Here is an 18,306-nt window from a genome sequence, read left to right on the forward strand (position 1 = left end):
GTCTAAACTTGACCCGATGTCTAGATTATTTGGAACAGATGGCGTGCGCGGTCTCGCGAACGGATTACTCACCGCCGAACTGGCTATGCAGCTCGCGCAGGCAGCCGCCGTCGTACTCGGCCATGACCGCGCGACGGACGGAAAGCGGCCCCGCGCCGTGGTTGCCAGGGACCCTCGGGCGAGCGGCGAATTCCTCGCCGCAGCCGTCGAGGCCGGGCTTTCCAGCTCCGGTATTGACGTTTACGACGCCGGCGTCCTCCCCACCCCGGCCGCGGCCTACCTCGTGGCAGATCTCGACGCCGACTTCGGCGTCATGCTGTCGGCCTCGCACAATCCCGCGCCGGACAACGGAATCAAGTTCTTCGCCCGCGGCGGCCAAAAGCTTCCCGACGACGTCGAAGACGCCATCGAAGCGCAGCTGGGCAAAGAGCCACAGCGGCCGGTGGGTGCCGACGTCGGACGCATCCAGCGCTTCTCGGACGCCGAGGACCGCTACATCGTCCACCTGCTCGGCACGCTCCCGAAGCGCCTCGATGGCCTGAAAGTGGTGCTTGACTGCGCCCACGGCGCCGCAAGTGGCTGCTCACCCCAGGTGTTCAAGGACGCCGGCGCGGACGTAGTGGTCATCGGAGCCGAGCCCGACGGCCTGAACATCAACGAAGGCGTGGGCTCGACCCACCTGGGTCCGCTGAAGGAAGCTGTGGTCAAGCACGGCGCCGACCTCGGCGTAGCGCACGACGGCGACGCCGACCGCTGCCTGGCCGTTGACCACGAAGGCAACGAAGTGGACGGTGACCAGATCATGGCGATCCTGGCGCTGGCACTCAAAAAGGCGGGCAAGCTCAAGGACGACATCCTGGTTGCCACGGTCATGAGCAACCTCGGCCTGAAGATCGCGCTTCGCGATGCCGGCATCACCATCCGCGAAACCGGCGTCGGTGACCGTTACGTGCTGGAGGAAATGCGCGACGGCGGTTACAACCTGGGCGGCGAACAGTCCGGCCACGTGATCTTCTCCGATTACGCAACCACTGGTGATGGCGTGCTGACCGGCCTGCAGCTGGCAGCGCAGGTAGCGCTGACTGGCCGCACGCTTCAGGACCTTGCCGGTGCGATGACGAAGCTCCCGCAGCTCATGATCAACGTCAAGGGCGTTGACAAGGCCCGTGCCGCCACAGATGAAGGCGTTGCCGCTGCGGTGGCCGCAGCTGAGCTGGAACTCGGCGAAACCGGCCGGGTGCTTCTCCGCCCATCAGGCACTGAGGCGCTGGTCCGCGTGATGGTGGAAGCGGCAGACATGGAAACTGCCGAGCGTATCTGCACCGACCTTGCTGCCGTGGTCAAGGAGCGCCTGGGCGCTTCGAGCGAAATGGCCGTCTAGGAACGGACCTAGAGGTAGTCCGGTGCTGCCTCGAGCCCAAAGTACTCTTCGAGGGTAGCGATGCCGCGCGTGGCCATGTCCACCGCGGCATCGACTCCGATGTAGCGCAGGTGCCAGGATTCGTAGAAGTAGCCTGTGGTTTCGTGGAACATCCAGGGGTACCGGACCACGAATCCAAACTTGTGGGCGTTGGCCTTGGCCCAGACCGCTGCCGGTTGTTCGGCGAAACACGGCTGGAAGCTGCATGCTCCGCCGCCATCGCCAATGTCGAAGGACCAGCCCGTCTGGTGTTCGGAGTGGCCTGGACGGGCGGAGGCACGGTCGGCCGCGGCCTGGCCGGTGCTGGCAACGTACCCGTTGTACGTGGACACCTGGGTTGTGTAGGAACGATAGCCCGAAGCCAGCGTCATGATGACGCCCTCCGCTGCCGCTGCCCCGAACATCTTTTCTGCGGCAGTCGCCGTCGTGCTGTTCAACAACGCCGCCTCGCCGCTGACGGCGAGCCGGATGCCTGGCTGCACCAGATCGGCTGGCACGTAGTTCTGGGGACTCAATGGCCTGTGCTTATTGACGACCACCCATGGGCTGGCGGGATCGGTCAGCGAGTGCTGGGTGGGGAGGGCGCTCGAGGGCGCAGCGCTGCTCGGTGCAGGGCTGGGCGCAGCACTGCTTGGTGCGGCCTCAGTGGGCTCTGCCGTGGCCGAAGCGGCCGCTGTGGAGGGTTCCAGGCTAGAGGTGGCCGTAGACGGCGTTGCCTCGGCAGTGGAAGACATGCCGGCGGCAACGGGCGAAGGCGTCCCGTCCTGCGGAGTGCAGGCGGTCAATGCAGCGAGTCCGGCGCCGGCGGTGAGGAACCCCGCGAAGGCCCGACGGCTGGGCATTGGTGTGTTTTCGTTGCGCAACTAGACCTTCCTTAGCAGCATGCGCCGGATGGAGTGGTCTGCGTCCTTGGTGAGCACCAACTGCGCCCGGCCACGGGTGGGCAGAACGTTTTCCTTCAGGTTGGGCTCGTTGATGCGCTTCCAGATGCCCCGGGCGGTGGACTCGGCGTCGTCATCGGACAGGGTGGCGTAGCGGTGGAAGTACGACTCGGGCTGCGCGAAGGCCGTGCTGCGCAGCTTCCGGAAACGGTCCACATACCACTCCTCAATGTAGGAGGTCTTGGCGTCCACGTAGATGGAGAAATCGAAGAAGTCGCTGACAGCAAGGCCCTGCTTGCCGTCCATTCGCGGCCGTGCCGGAGCCAGCACGTTCAGGCCTTCGACAATCAGGACATCCGGGCGCCGCACTACCACTTCCTTGCCCGGAACGATGTCGTAGGTGACGTGTGAGTACCAGGGGGCCCTGACTTCCTCGGCCCCGCCTTTGACCTCGGAGACAAAGCGAAGTAGTCCGCGCCGGTCGTAGGACTCCGGGAAACCCTTGCGCTCCAAGAGGTGCCGGCGTTTGAGCTCGGCGAGGGGATAGAGGAAACCGTCCGTCGTGATGAGTTCCACATTGGGGGTTCCCGGCCAGCGGCGCAGCATTTCACGGAGCACACGCGCGATGGTGGACTTGCCAACCGCCACGGAACCGGCCACGCCGATCACGAAAGGCGTGCGCTGGGTCTGCTCACCCAGAAAGGTGGTGGTTGCGGCGTGAAGCTGGTGGGACGCCTGGACGTACAGGTGAAGAAGCCTTGACAGGGGGAGGTAGACCTCCCGGACTTCCTTCATATCCAGGGGATCGCCGAGGCCGCGAAGACGGAAGATGTCCTCTTCGTTGAGGGGCTGCTCCATCTGTGCTGCGAGCCTGGACCAGGTTTGGCGGTCCAGCTCAACAAACGGGGAAGCGCCGTCGCCATTAGCTTCGGTGCGTTGCAAAGTCACGCTCATGATTCTGCCCTTCGCGGGGCTGATCAGGAAATGGACGGTGGCTGGAGGGTGAATCGCGGGTGTCGTAGTGCGTCCAAAAAGCCTGAGGAAATGGGATGTCCCACGTCAGTTGTTTGCACTAGCCGCTAGGCTTGTACCCATGTGTGGAATCGTAGGCTATGTTGGCAATTCGTCTCGTGAGGCAGCTGGTTACAGCGCCCTCGACGTCGTGGTGGAGGGGCTGCGCCGTCTGGAGTACCGCGGCTATGACTCCGCCGGCGTCGCAGTAGTGGCTGATGGGGCCATCTCATCCCGTAAGAAGTCGGGCAAGCTGAGCAACTTGATCGAGGAACTGGAGACGCATCCCGTTCCTAAGTCCCTGACTGGCATTGGCCACACGCGGTGGGCCACGCACGGAGGCCCGACCGACCGTAACGCGCACCCGCACCTCTCCGACGGTGGCCGGTTGGCCGTCATTCACAACGGCATCATTGAAAACTTCGCTGAGCTCCGTCAGGAACTGCTCGCCAAGGGTGTCACTTTCGAATCGGAAACGGACACCGAGGTCGCTGCCGCGCTGCTCGGCGACATCTTCCGCAACCAGCTCAACGGCGACGGCGGCAACCTGACCGAAGCGATGCGCCTGGCCTGCCAGCGCCTTGAAGGTGCCTTCACCCTCCTGGCCGTGCACGCAGACCAGCCCGACGTCGTCGTGGCTGCCCGCCGTAACTCCCCGCTGGTGGTAGGTCTGGGCGACGGCGAGAACTTCCTCGGCTCGGACGTCTCCGGCTTCATCGACTACACGCGCCGCGCTGTGGAACTGGGCCAGGACCAGATCGTCACCATCACCGCGGACACCGTGGAGATCACCGACTTCTTCGGCGCACCTGCCGAAGGCAAGGAATACCACGTTGACTGGGACCCGGCTTCGGCCGAAAAGGGCGGCTTCAGCTCCTTCATGGAGAAGGAAATCAACGACCAGCCCGACGCCGTCGCGCAGACCCTCCTGGGCCGCTCGGACCTCAACGGCAAGCTGACCCTGGACGAGCTCCGTATCGATCCTGAGCTCCTCAAGCAGGTGGACAAGATCATCGTCCTCGCCTGCGGGACGGCAGCATACGCGGGCCTGGTGGCCAAGTACGCAATCGAGAACTGGTGCCGCATCCCCACGGAAGTGGAGCTTGCGCACGAGTTCCGCTACCGCGATCCGATCGTGGACTCAAACACGCTGGTGGTCTCCATCAGCCAGTCCGGCGAAACCATGGACACCCTGATGGCCGTCCGCTACGCCCGCGAACAGGGCGCCAAGACGATCTCCATCTGCAACACCAACGGCTCCACCATTCCGCGTGAATCCGATGCCGTGCTCTACACGCACGCTGGTCCGGAAATCGCTGTTGCTTCCACCAAGGCGTTCCTGGCACAGATCACGGCCGCGTACCTCCTGGGCCTCTACCTGGCCCAGCTGCGCGGAAACATCTTCTCCGGCCAAATCAAGGATGTCCTTGCGGACCTGAACAAGATCCCCGCCAAGATCCAGACGATCCTGGACAACGCAGGACCCCTGCGTGAGCTCGCCAGGAGCATGAAGGACGAAAAGTCGGTGCTGTTCCTGGGCCGCCACGTTGGCTACCCCGTTGCCCTTGAAGGCGCACTGAAGCTCAAGGAAATCGCCTACATCCATGCTGAAGGCTTCGCCGCCGGCGAGCTGAAGCACGGTCCGATCGCCCTGATCGACGACGGCCAGCCGGTCTTCGTCGTCGTGCCGTCGCCGCGTGGACGCGACTCCCTCCACTCCAAGGTGGTCAGCAACATCCAGGAAGTCCGCGCACGCGGTGCGCGCACCCTGGTCATCGCTGAAGAAGGCGACGAGTCGGTCAAGGACTACGCGGAGCACGTCTTCTACGTACCCGAGACGCCCACTCTCCTCATGCCCCTGCTGACCACCGTTCCGCTGCAGATCTTTGCGGCAGAACTGGCAGGCGCGAAGGGATACGACGTCGACCAGCCGCGTAACCTCGCCAAGAGCGTGACCGTAGAATAACCGCATGATTGTTGGCATTGGCGTAGACGTCGTAGATATTGAGCGGTTCGGTCGGCAGCTTGAGCGGACTCCGGGACTGAGGGACCGGCTGTTCGTGCCTGCCGAGCGGGAGCTCAATACCCGTTCCCTGGCCGCCCGGTTCGCAGCCAAAGAGGCAGTAGCCAAGGTCCTGGGCGCGCCCGCGGGCATGAACTGGCAGGATTGCTGGATCGGCCTTGACCAGAATGGTCCTACCGTTCAGGTCAAGGGCACGGTGCTTGCCGTGGCCGAGGCCAAGGGCGTCAAACGCTGGCACCTGTCGATTAGCCACGACGGCGGCATCGCCACGGCGACTGTCCTCGCCGAGGGTTAAACGGGCTTATAAACAAATGATCAGCGCCTTCACCGGACAACAGATCAGGGATGCGGAACAACCGCTCCTGGACTCCGGGGAGGGCGCTGTTCTTATGCAACGGGCGGCGTATGGGCTTGCCCAGGCCGTAATCCGCGAGGTCAGGAAAAAACGCAGGTTGGCCGGGGCTGGCGTCACGGTCCTCACCGGCAAGGGCAACAACGGCGGTGACGGCCTCTACGCTGCGGCCTACCTCGCCAAGCGCGGGATGCGTACGACGGCGGTACTCGCCGCAGACGCCGTGCATGCGGAGGCGTTGGCCGCTTTTCAGGCCTCCGGTGGCAAGGTATTGCGGCTGGGGTCATCGAATGCGGAAGAACTCGCGGTCCTGTGTGCTGGTGAGGACGTCATCATCGATGCCTTGCTGGGCACCGGTGCCCGCGGCGGATTGCGCGATGCCGTTGCCGAACTGGTTGCCGCACTGCAGGAACTTCGCCCCCGGTTGGTTGTGGCCTGTGATGTCCCCAGCGGGCTGGACGCCGGAACAGGGGAAGTGCATTGGCCTGTATTGGAGGCCAATGTCACGGTGACCTTTGGCGGTGTCAAGGCCGGGCTCCTGACCGATCCGGGGGAAGGCTGCGCGGGGCGGGTGGAGCTGGTGGAGATCGGGATCGAATCCGCGCTGCAGAACCAGATGCCAGAGCTGCGCCGCCTCACCGCCACGGACATAGGAGCCGTGCTTCCCCGTCCCGGCAGGCATGCCCACAAGTACTCCCGGGGCGTCCTGGGGATCGTCGCAGGTTCGTCCCGTTTTGCCGGCGCCGCCGTCCTGAGCGTGCATGCTGCAGCCCTCGCCGGAGTGGGCATGGTGCGGTACATCGGTCCCGAATCCGCGGCGCGAATGGTCCTCACGCGCACCCCGGAGGCCCTCTGGGAGTCACAGGCCCCTGGCCGGGTCCAGGCGTGGCTCATGGGTCCGGGCGTTGACGGGGACGAGCAGCTGCGCGAGGCAGGGGCTGCGGCAGAGAACGCCCTTCGCGATGACCTCCCGGTGGTGGTGGACGCCGGGGCGCTGAGCCTGCTGCCGGAGCATTGCCCACCCCATTGGATACTTACCCCACACGCGGGCGAACTCGCGTCCTTGCTGGATTCCCTTCCTTCCACCGGTGAAGTGGCGGTGACCCGTGCCGACGTCGAATCCCGGCCGCTGCACTTCGTACGGCAGGCCGCGCAACAAACCGGTGCCACCGTGCTCCTGAAGGGAGCCACCACGCTGGTGGCGTCGCCGTCGGGAACTGTGTTCAGCCAGTCTGAGGGCACGCCCTGGATGGCGACCGCAGGGAGCGGGGACGTCCTGGCCGGGGTCCTGGGCGCGCTGGTGGCGCAAGCGGCTGAGGAGATTTCGGACGACGACGGCGTTTACGCCGCCTTGGGCCTGGAGCCTGACGACCGCTGGGCTGCTGTGGCCGCGGTGGCGGCGAGCATCCACGCGCGGGCTGGAGCCCTTGCGTCGGGGGATTATGACGGTGGTCCCTTGACTGCGTCGGCGATCGCTGAGGCCGTTCCGCGCGTAATCGGTTCGCTCAGCGCGGAATACGACCGAAGAATACCGTAAGGTTACTGTCGTTGTCAGGGTCATGAGTAGGCTTGCAACAGTTGTTCGCATCATCAAGAGGAGAACGCATGGAAGTCTGGCCTGGATCGGCTTATCCGCTCGGAGCCACGTTTGACGGTACCGGCACCAACTTTGCACTGTTCAGCGAAAGGGCTGAGCGAGTGGAACTGTGCCTCTTCGACGACGACGGCGGCGAAGTCCGCGTGGATGTCACTGAAGTGGACGGCTATGTCTGGCACTGCTACCTCCCCACGGTGCAGCCAGGGCAGAAGTACGGCTACCGCGTGCACGGGCCCTACGACCCCGACGCCGGTCAACGCTTCAACCCCAACAAGCTGCTGCTGGACCCTTACGCCAAGGCAGTCCACCGCCAGATCGACTGGGACCCGTCCCTGTTCTCGTACAACCTGGGAGATCCTGAGTCCCGCAACGACGAAGACTCCGCTGCGCACATGATGCTGGGCGTCGTCATCAACCCCTTCTTCGACTGGGACGGCGACAAACTCCTGAGGATCCCGTACCACAAGTCGGTGATCTACGAAGCCCACGTCAAGGGCCTCACGCAGCTGCACCCGGAGGTGCCGGAAGAGCAGCGCGGCACGTATGCGGGCGTTGCGCACCCTGCGGTCATCTCGCACCTGCAGAAGCTCGGGATCACGGCCATCGAACTGATGCCGGTGCACCAGTTCGTCAATGACGGCATCCTGCAGGACAAGGGCCTGAACAATTACTGGGGCTACAACACCATCGGGTTCTTTGCGCCCCACAACAGCTACAGTTCCAAGGGCGATACCGGCCAGCAGGTCCAGGACTTCAAAGCCATGGTGCGTGCGCTGCACACTGCCGGGATCGAAGTGATCCTGGACGTTGTGTACAACCACACCGCCGAAGGCAACCACCTGGGGCCCACGCTGTCCTTCAAGGGCATCGACAACTCCGCGTACTACCGGCTGGTGGAAGACGACCAGAAGTACTACATGGACTACACGGGCACCGGCAACTCTTTGAACGTGCGCAGCCCGCACTCCCTGCAGCTGCTGATGGACTCCCTGCGCTATTGGGTCACGGAGATGCACGTTGACGGCTTCCGCTTCGACCTCGCGTCCACCCTTGCCCGCGAGTTCTACGACGTAGACAAGCTCTCCACCTTCTTCGAACTCATCCAGCAGGATCCGGTGGTTTCCCAGGTGAAGCTCATCGCCGAGCCTTGGGACGTCGGTCCCGGCGGTTACCAGGTGGGCAACTTCCCGCCGCAGTGGACGGAATGGAACGGCAAGTACCGGGACACCGTGCGGGACTTCTGGCGTGGCGAACCGTCCACGCTGGGCGAGTTCGCTTCGCGGATCACCGGCTCGGCCGACCTCTACGAGCACTCCGGACGCCGGCCGTTTGCCTCCATCAACTTCGTCACAGCGCACGATGGCTTCACGCTCACGGACTTGGTGTCCTACAACGAGAAACACAACGAAGCCAACGGCGAAGACAACAACGACGGCGAATCCCACAACCGTTCGTGGAACTGTGGCGCCGAGGGGCCCACGGACGATCCCACAGTTCTTGGCCTGCGGGCCCGCCAGCAGCGGAACTTCATTGCCTCGCTGTTCCTCTCGCAGGGTGTCCCCATGCTCCTGCATGGCGACGAACTTGGCCGCACCCAGCAGGGCAACAACAACGGTTACTGCCAGGATTCCGAACTCACGTGGATCAACTGGGAGAACGTGGACCAGCCGCTGATCGAGTTCACGGCTGCCGTCAGCGCCCTCCGGGCCAAGCACCCCAGCCTGCGCCGCAGCCGATTCTTCGATGGACGCCCTGTTCTCCGCGGTGAGGGCGAGCGGCTTCCGGACATCGTATGGTTGGACGCCGACGGCACCACCATGAGCCCTTCGGATTGGGATGAGGCGTTTGGCCGCTCTGTGGGCGTTTTCCTGAACGGCGACGGTATCCACGGCCGTGACAACCAGGGCCGGCGCATCACAGACGTCAACTTCTTGCTCTACTTCAACGCCGACCAGGACGAGGTAGGCTTCCGGATTCCTTCCGACGAGTACGCCCCGGCTTGGGACGTCATGATCGATACCGCTGGGGAAGGCGCCGAGGCTGGCGTCATCAAGCCCGACCAGATTCTCATGGTGGGCGGCAAGTCGCTGGTGGTCCTGCGTGCCCACAGCACTCCGGAGATTGAACCGGACCACTCCGTTGCGGCCTCGCTTGCGGCGTTGACGCAGACGAGCACCCCGGAAACGGCGTCGATCACGGCGCCGGCAGTCACGTCGCTGCCGTACGACTACAAGTCCGATGGGCCAACAGACGACGGCGGCGAGGCTGCTGGCGGCGACGCTCCCGGCGAGGCTTCCGAGGAAGCGAAGGAGTCGGAGTCATGAGGACCCCTGTCTCCACCTACCGCCTCCAGATCCGCTCGGGCTTCACGCTCCAGGACGCCGCCGAACTTGCCGACTACCTGAAGTCCCTGGGCATCGATTGGGTGTACGTCTCACCCATCCTCACTGCGGAGCAGGGCTCGGACCACGGCTACGACGTGACCGATCCCTCAACCGTGGACCCCTCCAGGGGAGGTCCCGAAGGCCTGGCTGAGCTGTCCAAGGCGGCCAAGGACCACGGTTTGGGGATACTTGCCGACATCGTGCCCAACCACATGGGTGTTGCCTCTCCCAAGCAGAACGCCTGGTGGTGGAGCCTGTTGAAGGAAGGGCGCGGGTCCAAGTATGCCGAGGCCTTCGACGTCGACTGGGACTTTGGCGGTGGCAAGATCCGGCTTCCGGTGCTGGGCAGCGATGACGACCTCGACCACCTCAAGGTGGTCGACGGCGAGTTGCACTACTACGATCACCGTTTTCCCTTGGCCGAGGGGACGTTCGCCCCGGACGACAACCCGAGGGATGTTCACTCGCGCCAGCACTATGAACTGATCGGATGGCGGCGGGCGGACGCGGACTTGAACTACCGCAGGTTCTTTGCCGTGAATACCTTGGCGGGCATTCGCGTTGAGGTTCCCTGGGTCTTCGATGAGTCCCACTCCGAGATTGTCCGCTGGTTCCGTGAAGGCCTGGTGGACGGGCTCCGGATCGACCACCCGGATGGCCTTGCCGACCCGGAAGGCTATCTCGCCAGGCTCAGGGAGGTGACCGGTGGTGCCTATCTGCTGGTTGAAAAAATCCTCGAGCCGGGTGAACAACTTCCGGACACCTTCAGCTGTGAAGGGACCACAGGTTACGACGCACTCGCCGACGTCGACCGCTTGTTCGTGGACCCGGCGGCCGAGGAGTACCTCAACTCTTTGGACGCCCGGTTGCGCAATTCGGAGAAGGCGGCCGATTACGCGGAGATGATCCACGGGACCAAGCGGCGGATCGCTGACGGGATCCTGCGTTCGGAGATCCTGCGGCTTGCCCGCCTGGTACCTGCTTCCTTGGAACTGCCTTTCGCCAAGGTGGCCGATTCCCTCGCCGAGGTCATCTGCTGGTTCCCGATTTACCGGACATACCTGCCCTACGGCGGGAAGACCCTGGTGGAAGCCATCGAACGGGCCGGACGCCACCGCCCTGAACTCGAACCTGTCCTGGCCAAACTGCAGCCGCTCCTCCTGGATGCCGATGGCGCCTTGGCGCGGCGGTTCCAGCAGACCTCGGGGATGGTGATGGCCAAGGGCGTGGAGGACACAGCGTTCTTCCGCTACACCCGTTTGGGCTCCCTGACAGAAGTTGGCGCAGATCCCACCGAGTTCGCACTGCCCAGCGGTGTCTTCCATGAACGGATGGCCCGGCGCCAGCAGCTCCTGCCGCTCTCGATGACTACCCTGAGCACGCACGACACCAAGCGAAGCGAGGATGCCCGGGCGCGGATATCGGTCATTTCCGAGGCCGTGCCCGAATGGGAACTGTTCCTTGGAACAGTGCAGCAGCTGGCCCCGATTCCGGATGGTCCTTTGGCCGCGCTCGTGTGGCAGTCGATCGTGGGTGCCTGGCCGGCAGACCGTGGACGGCTTCAGGCATACGCCCTGAAAGCTGCCCGTGAAGCCGGCAACTCCACCAACTGGACCGACCCCAACCCGGAGTTTGAGCGGCACCTGGCTGCCGCCGTCGACGCCGCGTTCGACGTTCCCGAGGTCGCGGCCGCGCTGGCCAATTTCGTGGCCGAGCTGGAACCCTACGGGACGTCCAACTCGCTCTCCGCCAAGTTGATCCAGCTCACCATGCCCGGTGTCCCGGACGTTTACCAGGGCACTGAGTTCAGGGACGGCTCGTTGACGGATCCGGACAATCGACGACCCGTGGACTTCAAGGCCCGCCGGGCTGCGCTCGCGGAGCTGGACCAGGGCGCCAAGCCGTCGTTCACGGACGAATCCGCCAAGTTGCTGGTACTTTCCCGCGCACTGAGGTTGCGTCGGGACCGGCGGGAGCTGTTCGAAGGGTACCTGCCGGTGGCAGCGCAGGGCGCTGCGGCGGCCCATGTGGTGGCCTTTGACCGTGGTGCTGCCCGGCGTGGTGCGCTCACCGTTGCCACCCGGCTTCCACGGCGCCTCGCCCGGGACGGCGGATGGCGTGACACGGTCATTGAGCTGACCGTGAACTGCAAGGACGAGCTCACCGGGGCCAGCTACGCCGCCGGGACCGTCAAGGTAAGCAGCCTTCTGGAGCGGTACCCCGTGGCGCTGCTGGTACCCACCGACTGACGCCACCATAAATTACGGCAACGCACGCTTAGGGAACTTACAGGGGAACATCATGCTGAAGCACGCTGCTGGAAAGAATCTTTTTGATGTCTGGGCGCCGAACGCAAAGACCGTTCGGCTGGTGGCCGGTGGCCACGAATATGGCATGGAGCAATATGACGACGCCGGTGCCCGCGGTTGGTGGCATGCGCCGGCTGACGTCGGGGCCGGGGAAGCCGACGGTGTACCGTATGGCTACCTCGTCGATGGGGAAGGCCCGTTCCCCGATCCTCGTTCACGGCGGCAGCCGGACGGGGTCCATGGCCTGTCTTCCACGTTCGACGCCTCCACCCACGAGTGGAAGGATGCCGGCTGGAAGGGGCGAAGCCTCAAAGGGGCGGTCATCTACGAGCTGCATCTTGGCACGTTCACTCCCGAGGGCACACTGGATGCTGCCGCCGGGAAACTGGACTACCTGGTGGATCTCGGCGTCGATTTCATTGAGCTCCTGCCGGTCAATGGATTCAACGGTGTTCATAACTGGGGCTACGACGGCGTCCTTTGGTACGCGGTACACGAGCCCTACGGGGGCCCGGCGGCTTATCAGCGTTTCGTTGATGCTGCACACGCTGCAGGGCTTGGCGTTATCCAGGACGTTGTCTACAACCACCTCGGTCCCAGCGGGAACTATCTGCCGAAGTTCGGGCCCTACCTGAAGTCCGGGGAGGGCAATACCTGGGGCGACTCAGTGAACCTCGACGGCCCGGGCTCGGATGACGTGCGCCGCTACATTCTCGAAAACGCGGCCATGTGGCTCCGCGATTACCACGTTGATGGACTTCGGCTTGATGCTGTCCACGCGCTCCGTGATGAACGGGCCGTGCACATCCTTGAGGACTTCGGTGCGTTGGCTGACCAGATCGAAGCGGAGACGGGCATCCCCAAAACCCTGATCGCAGAATCCGATCTCAACAATCCACGCCTGATTTATCCCCGCAAGGACAACGGCTATGGCTTGGAAGGCCAATGGAGCGACGACTTCCACCACGCCGTCCACGTCAACCTGAGCGGGGAGACCACGGGCTACTACTCGGACTTTGACTCCTTGTCCGTGCTGGCCAAGGTCCTCGAACACGGGTTTTTCCACGACGGAAGCTATTCAAGTTTCCGTGGACGTCACCACGGCAGGCCCATCAGGCAGGATTTGGCCCACCCCTCGGCCTTGGTGGTCTGCCTGCAAAACCACGACCAAATCGGAAACCGGGCCATCGGTGACCGGCTCACGGCAACGCTGTCCTACGGCCAGTTGGCCGTCGGTGCCGTGCTGACCATGACCTCGCCCTTCACGCCCATGCTGTTCATGGGCGAGGAATTCGGGGCTTCTACGCCGTGGCAGTTCTTCACCTCCCACCCGGAACCTGAACTTGGCAAGGCCACAGCCGAAGGACGAATCAAGGAGTTCGAACGGATGGGCTGGGACCCGGCCGTTGTTCCCGATCCGCAGGATCCCGAGACGTTCCAGCGCTCCAAGCTCAAATGGGACGAAGCCGGCGAGGGAGACCACGCACGCCTGCTTCAGCTGTACAAGGATTTAGCACAGCTGCGCCGGAATACACCGGAACTCGTCGACGGTGGCTTTGGAGATACCTCCGTGGAATTCGACGACGACGAGCGTTGGCTGGAGATGTCCCGCGGCAATGTCCGTGTCGTGTGCAACCTGGGGGATGAGGCACTCGTGACACCCCTCAACGGCTCTTTGCTGCTGGCTACTGACCCTGAAGCAGTCCTGGACGAGGAGGCGCTGACGCTTCCCGGCGGTAGCGCCGCCGTCGTGCGCGTCGACTAAGGCAACCACCGAACCGGGGTGACGGCGCCCACATGGCGGACAGCGCCGTCGCCCCGGTTGGTGCAGTGGCAGGATAGAACGTATGACTTATTCGGCCGCGGAAAACCGCTACGAAACCATGCCCTACCGCCGTGTCGGACGCAGCGGTCTCAAGCTGCCCGCCATCTCGCTGGGCCTCTGGCACAACTTCGGCGACGACAAGCGTTTCGAGGAGCAGCGCGCCATCCTGCGGCGCGCGTTCGACCTCGGCGTCAACCACTTCGACCTCGCCAACAACTATGGTCCGCCGGACGGCTCCGCCGAAACGAACTTCGGACGCCATTTGAAGGACGACTTCAAGGCCTACCGCGACGAACTCGTCATCTCCACCAAGGCTGGCTACTACATGTGGCCCGGACCGTATGGTGAGTGGGGATCCCGCAAGTACCTGATCTCCAGCCTCGACCAGTCCTTGGAACGCATGGGCCTGGAGTATGTGGACATCTTCTACAGCCACCGTCCGGACCCCGAGACGCCGCTGGAAGAAACAATGGGGGCCCTGGATTACGCAGTGCGCTCGGGCAAGGCCATGTACGCCGGCATCTCCTCCTACACTCCTGAGCAAACCCTGGAAGCGGCCCGGATCCTCAAGGAACTCGGCACCCCGCTGCTGATCCACCAGCCGAGCTATTCCATGCTCAACCGGTGGACAGAGAACGGCTCGCCAAACCTTTACGAGGCGTTGGACCAGGTGGGTGCAGGATCCATCGCCTTCTCCCCGCTGGCCCAAGGTATGCTCACGGACCGGTACCTCAACGGGGTGCCCGCCGATTCACGCGCCGCGAAGGAACGCTTCCTCTCCGAATCGCAGCTGACCGAGGACAAACTGGACCGTGTGCGCGGGCTGAACGCCATCGCCAAGGGACGCGGGCAGACCCTGGCGCAAATGGCGGTGGCGTGGATCCTTCGCGACCAGCCGAAGGGCTCACCGGTCACTTCGGCACTGATCGGTGCTTCCAGCGTGACGCAGCTCGAAGACACACTCAGCGCCATCAACAACCTGGAGTTCAGCACTGACGACCTGACGGCTATCGACGAATTCGCCGTCGAATCCGACATCAACCTGTGGGCGCAGAAGTAGCCGTTCGGCAATGACATAAACGGAAGGGGCCCGCCGGGAACAAAGCCGGCCCCTTCCGTGTTGGCTACAATGCAAGTGTGCGCCGAATGGCGCCGTGCCAATCAGTCGTGCCCTGGACTCAGCCAACGGTGCGCCTGGCACCTGAGGTTTAGTTCTCAAAAGGAGTTCCGTGTCTTCACATCCGATTCGTGTTGCCATTGTCGGCGTAGGTAACTGCGCCGCATCGCTGGTCCAAGGTGTTCAGTACTACCGCGACGCTGACCCCAAGGCCACGATCCCGGGTCTGATGCACGTCGAGTTCGGCCAGTACCACGTCAACGACGTCCAATTCGTTGCTGCTTTCGATGTTGACAGCAAGAAGGTTGGACTGGACCTGGCAGACGCCATCGGCGCCAGCGAAAACAACACCATCAAGATCGCCGACGTTCCCGCCACCGGCGTCACCGTCCAGCGTGGCCATACCCTGGACGGCTTGGGCAAGTACTACCGCGAGACCATCGTTGAAGCTCCTGAAGAAGCTGTGGACATCGTTGCTGCATTGCGCGAAGCCAAAGCCGATGTCATGGTCTGCTACCTGCCGGTCGGTTCGGACCAGGCCGCCAAGTTCTATGCCCAGTGCGCCATCGACGCCGGCGTCGCTTTCGTTAACGCACTTCCCGTCTTCATTGCAGGCACCAAGGAATGGGCCGACAAGTTCACCGAAGCCGGTGTGCCGATTGTTGGTGACGACATCAAGAGCCAGATCGGCGCCACCATCACCCACCGCGTGATGGCCAAGCTCTTCGAAGACCGCGGCGTCACCCTGGACCGCACGTACCAGCTGAACGTCGGCGGCAACATGGACTTCAAGAACATGCTGGAGCGCGACCGCCTGGAGTCCAAGAAGATCTCCAAGACCCAGGCTGTTACTTCCAACGTCGAGGCAGAACTGCACGCCGACGACGTCCACATCGGCCCTTCCGACTACGTAGCCTGGCTTGATGACCGCAAGTGGGCTTTCGTCCGCCTTGAGGGCCGCAACTTCGGCGATGCCCCCGTCTCCCTTGAGTACAAGCTTGAGGTTTGGGATTCCCCGAACTCCGCTGGCGTGATCATCGACGCCATCCGTGCCGCAAAGATCGGCCTGGACCGCGGCATCGGCGGCCCGCTGCTCTCCGCTTCCAGCTACTTCATGAAGTCGCCGCCGGAGCAGTTCAACGACGACATCGCCCGCGAGAAGGTCGAAGCCTTCATCCGCGGCGATATCGAGCGCTAAACGCCGCAACAATCCCTCGTTTAGCTGACGCCCCTGCACCTTTGTGCGGGGGCGTCGGTCGTCTCCCGCGAGCAACGCCCAATCACATCCCATGGCATCCGGCCCATCGCTCGCTCACGTTCCGGGTGCTTGGGCTTGTCGCTCGGTCACGTTCTGGGTGCTTGAGCCCATCGCTCGGTCACGTCCTGGGTGCTTGGGCCCATCGCTCCTCCAGTCCTTGGTCTGGAATGAAGTCCCGAGGCGGAGAGAACCCCGGCTCTACTTCTATTCCGACACCCCTGCAGCAGCCGGGTGAGTAAGCGTCCTGTCCAAAGGCCCGGGATGTGATGGAGGGTTGGGGTGATGGGCCCGGGGATGTGATGGAGGGTTGGGGTGATGGGCCCGGGGATGTGATGGAGGGTTAGAAGAGGCCCATCGGGTTGCCGTCGGCATCCACGTCCATGCGCATCGCGGCCGGTTCCTTGGGCAGCCCGGGCATGGTCATGACGGCCCCCGTGAGAGCGACGATGAAGCCCGCCCCGGTTTTGGGGATCAGGTCACGGACGTGCACCCGGAATCCCTTGGGCGCGCCCAGCCGAGTGGCGTCGTCGGTGAATGAGTATTGGGTCTTGGCCATGCAGACAGGGAGGCCGGACCAGCCGTTCTTCTCGATCTCAGCGAGGCGCTTGAGGGCCGGCACCGAGAATTCCACTCCGTCGGCACCGTAGATCTCCTGCACGATCGTCCGGATCTTGTCCTCCACAGGCAGGTCCAGGGGGTAAAGGTGATGGAAGTCCGACCCCGCCTTCAGTGCAGCTGCCACTTTGTCGGCGAGCTCGTCACCGCCGTCGCCGCCGCCACCGCGACCCCAGACATCGGCGACGGCGGCCTCCACGCCTTCCGCCGCACACCAGGCCAGAAGCCACTCGAGTTCGCCGGAAGTATCGGTGGCAAACTTGTTGATGGACACCACGGGAGTGATGCCGAATTTGGCCACGTTCCGGATGTGCCTCTTGAGGTTCTCCACCCCAGCGGCCAAGGCATCCACATTTGGTTCGCTGAGGTGCTCCTTGGGAACCCCGCCCTGCATCTTGAGCGCGCGGATGGTGGCAACAACCACGACGGCGGATGGCGCCACATCAGCGATCCTCGCCTTGATGTCCATGTACTTTTCGGCGCCAAGGTCAGCCCCGAAGCCCGCCTCAGTGACGACAACGTCGGCGAGCTGCATGGCCGTCCTGGTGGCGATCAGTGAGTTACAGCCGTGGGCGATGTTGGCAAACGGCCCCCCGTGGACCAAGGCGGGAGTCCCTGCGATGGTCTGGACGAGGTTCGGCTTGATCGCGTCCTTCAGAAGCATGGTGAGTGCGCCCTCGACACCAAGGTCAGCAACGGTGACGGGAGCACGATCGTAGGTGTACCCGAAGGTGATCCGCCCCAGCCGGGACCGGAGGTCGTCGAGGTCCGTTGCCAGGCAGAAGACGGCCATGATCTCCGAGGCCACGGTGATGTCGAAGCCGTCCTGGCGCGGCACTCCCTGGGCGGGCCCACCGAGGCCGATCACCACTTCCCTCAAAGCGCGGTCGTTCATGTCCAGCACGCGTTTGAACGTCATGCGGCGGGGATCGATGCCCAGCTGGTTGCCTTGGAAAATATGGTTGTCCACCAAGGCCATGAGGGCGTTGTTCGCCGAGGTGATCGCGTGGAAGTCCCCGGTGAAGTGCAGGTTGATGTCGTCCATCGGCAGGACCTGGGAGTAGCCGCCTCCCGTGGCCCCGCCCTTCATGCCGAGGATCGGTCCCAGTGATGGCTCCCGCAGGGCGATCATCACTTTGTGCCCGGCGCGGGCGAGGGAGTCTGCGAGCCCGACAGTGGTGGTTGATTTACCTTCACCGGCGGGGGTGGGGGACATGGCCGAGACAAGCACAACCTTCCCGGGCGACTTGCCTGCAGGGAGGACGAGTTTGCCTACGTTGATCTTCGCTTTGTACGGCCCGTACAGCTCAAGGGCATCCACAGTGATGCCGGCCTTCCGGGCGATCTCCTCGATGGGGAGGATGGCGGCGTTATGGGCAATCTCAAGATCGCTCATGACCTTGTCTTCAGACATCGTTGTCCTTCGGCTGGATGTTCCCGTTCAGGGCTGACGCTTGTGGCGCGCAAACGCTGTGCGCGCAAATCTACCAGCCGTACGGCCCCTTCACGGGGAT

The 18,306-nt window shown here is 63.7% G+C and carries 12 protein-coding genes; 9 read left to right on the forward strand and 3 right to left on the reverse strand.

Annotation, left to right across the window (positions count from 1 at the left end; translation table 11 throughout):
- Positions 1-16: 16 nt before the first annotated feature.
- A complete protein-coding gene (gene glmM / locus AB0N72_RS10615) occupies positions 17-1,381 on the forward strand; it encodes a phosphoglucosamine mutase (RefSeq protein WP_363930378.1) in 1,365 nt (454 codons plus the stop codon).
- Between the two features lie 8 nt (positions 1,382-1,389).
- Here glmM and AB0N72_RS10620 read toward each other — a convergent pair whose 3' ends face one another.
- Both AB0N72_RS10620 and coaA read right to left on the reverse strand, forming a co-directional pair.
- A complete protein-coding gene (locus tag AB0N72_RS10620; protein WP_363930755.1) occupies positions 1,390-2,262 on the reverse strand; it encodes a M15 family metallopeptidase in 873 nt (290 codons plus the stop codon).
- A gap of 21 nt (positions 2,263-2,283) precedes the next feature.
- Positions 2,284-3,255: a type I pantothenate kinase gene (gene coaA, locus AB0N72_RS10625; RefSeq protein WP_363930379.1), complete on the reverse strand. Its 972-nt coding sequence runs from the start codon at positions 3,253-3,255 to the stop codon at positions 2,284-2,286.
- Between the two features lie 139 nt (positions 3,256-3,394).
- Here coaA and glmS point away from each other — a divergent pair, with 139 nt between their 5' ends.
- The 8 genes from glmS to AB0N72_RS10665 all read left to right on the forward strand — a co-directional run bounded on the left by glmS (position 3,395) and on the right by AB0N72_RS10665 (position 16,117).
- Positions 3,395-5,278 (forward strand): glutamine--fructose-6-phosphate transaminase (isomerizing), encoded by a 1,884-nt coding sequence (gene glmS, locus AB0N72_RS10630; RefSeq protein ID WP_363930380.1) that lies wholly within the window; start codon positions 3,395-3,397, stop codon positions 5,276-5,278.
- A 4-nt stretch (positions 5,279-5,282) separates the two neighbouring features.
- Positions 5,283-5,630 (forward strand): holo-ACP synthase, encoded by a 348-nt coding sequence (locus AB0N72_RS10635; protein ID WP_018760400.1) that lies wholly within the window; start codon positions 5,283-5,285, stop codon positions 5,628-5,630.
- A gap of 16 nt (positions 5,631-5,646) precedes the next feature.
- Positions 5,647-7,224 carry an NAD(P)H-hydrate dehydratase gene (locus AB0N72_RS10640; RefSeq protein ID WP_363930381.1) on the forward strand — a complete coding sequence of 526 codons (1,578 nt, stop codon included), beginning with the start codon at positions 5,647-5,649 and terminating at the stop codon, positions 7,222-7,224.
- Between the two features lie 68 nt (positions 7,225-7,292).
- Positions 7,293-9,608 carry a glycogen debranching protein GlgX gene (gene glgX / locus AB0N72_RS10645; RefSeq protein WP_363930382.1) on the forward strand — a complete coding sequence of 772 codons (2,316 nt, stop codon included), beginning with the start codon at positions 7,293-7,295 and terminating at the stop codon, positions 9,606-9,608.
- Positions 9,605-11,917: a malto-oligosyltrehalose synthase gene (gene treY / locus AB0N72_RS10650; protein WP_363930383.1), complete on the forward strand. Its 2,313-nt coding sequence runs from the start codon at positions 9,605-9,607 to the stop codon at positions 11,915-11,917. Before glgX ends, treY begins: the two co-directional genes overlap by 4 nt.
- 52 nt (positions 11,918-11,969) lie before the next feature.
- Positions 11,970-13,742, forward strand: coding sequence for a malto-oligosyltrehalose trehalohydrolase (gene treZ, locus AB0N72_RS10655; RefSeq protein WP_363930384.1), 1,773 nt, complete (start codon positions 11,970-11,972; stop codon positions 13,740-13,742).
- A gap of 82 nt (positions 13,743-13,824) precedes the next feature.
- Entirely contained in the window at positions 13,825-14,862 is a 1,038-nt protein-coding gene (mgrA, locus tag AB0N72_RS10660; protein ID WP_363930385.1) for an L-glyceraldehyde 3-phosphate reductase, read from the forward strand.
- Between the two features lie 169 nt (positions 14,863-15,031).
- Positions 15,032-16,117 carry an inositol-3-phosphate synthase gene (locus tag AB0N72_RS10665; RefSeq protein ID WP_363930386.1) on the forward strand — a complete coding sequence of 362 codons (1,086 nt, stop codon included), beginning with the start codon at positions 15,032-15,034 and terminating at the stop codon, positions 16,115-16,117.
- 400 nt (positions 16,118-16,517) lie between these two features.
- On the opposite strand, the gene AB0N72_RS10670 is transcribed toward AB0N72_RS10665, so the two are convergent.
- Positions 16,518-18,206: a formate--tetrahydrofolate ligase gene (locus tag AB0N72_RS10670; protein WP_363930387.1), complete on the reverse strand. Its 1,689-nt coding sequence runs from the start codon at positions 18,204-18,206 to the stop codon at positions 16,518-16,520.
- Positions 18,207-18,306: the final 100 nt, after the last annotated feature.

Source organism: Paenarthrobacter sp. NPDC089307 (genome assembly GCF_040685055.1).
Lineage (GTDB): Bacteria > Actinomycetota > Actinomycetes > Actinomycetales > Micrococcaceae > Arthrobacter.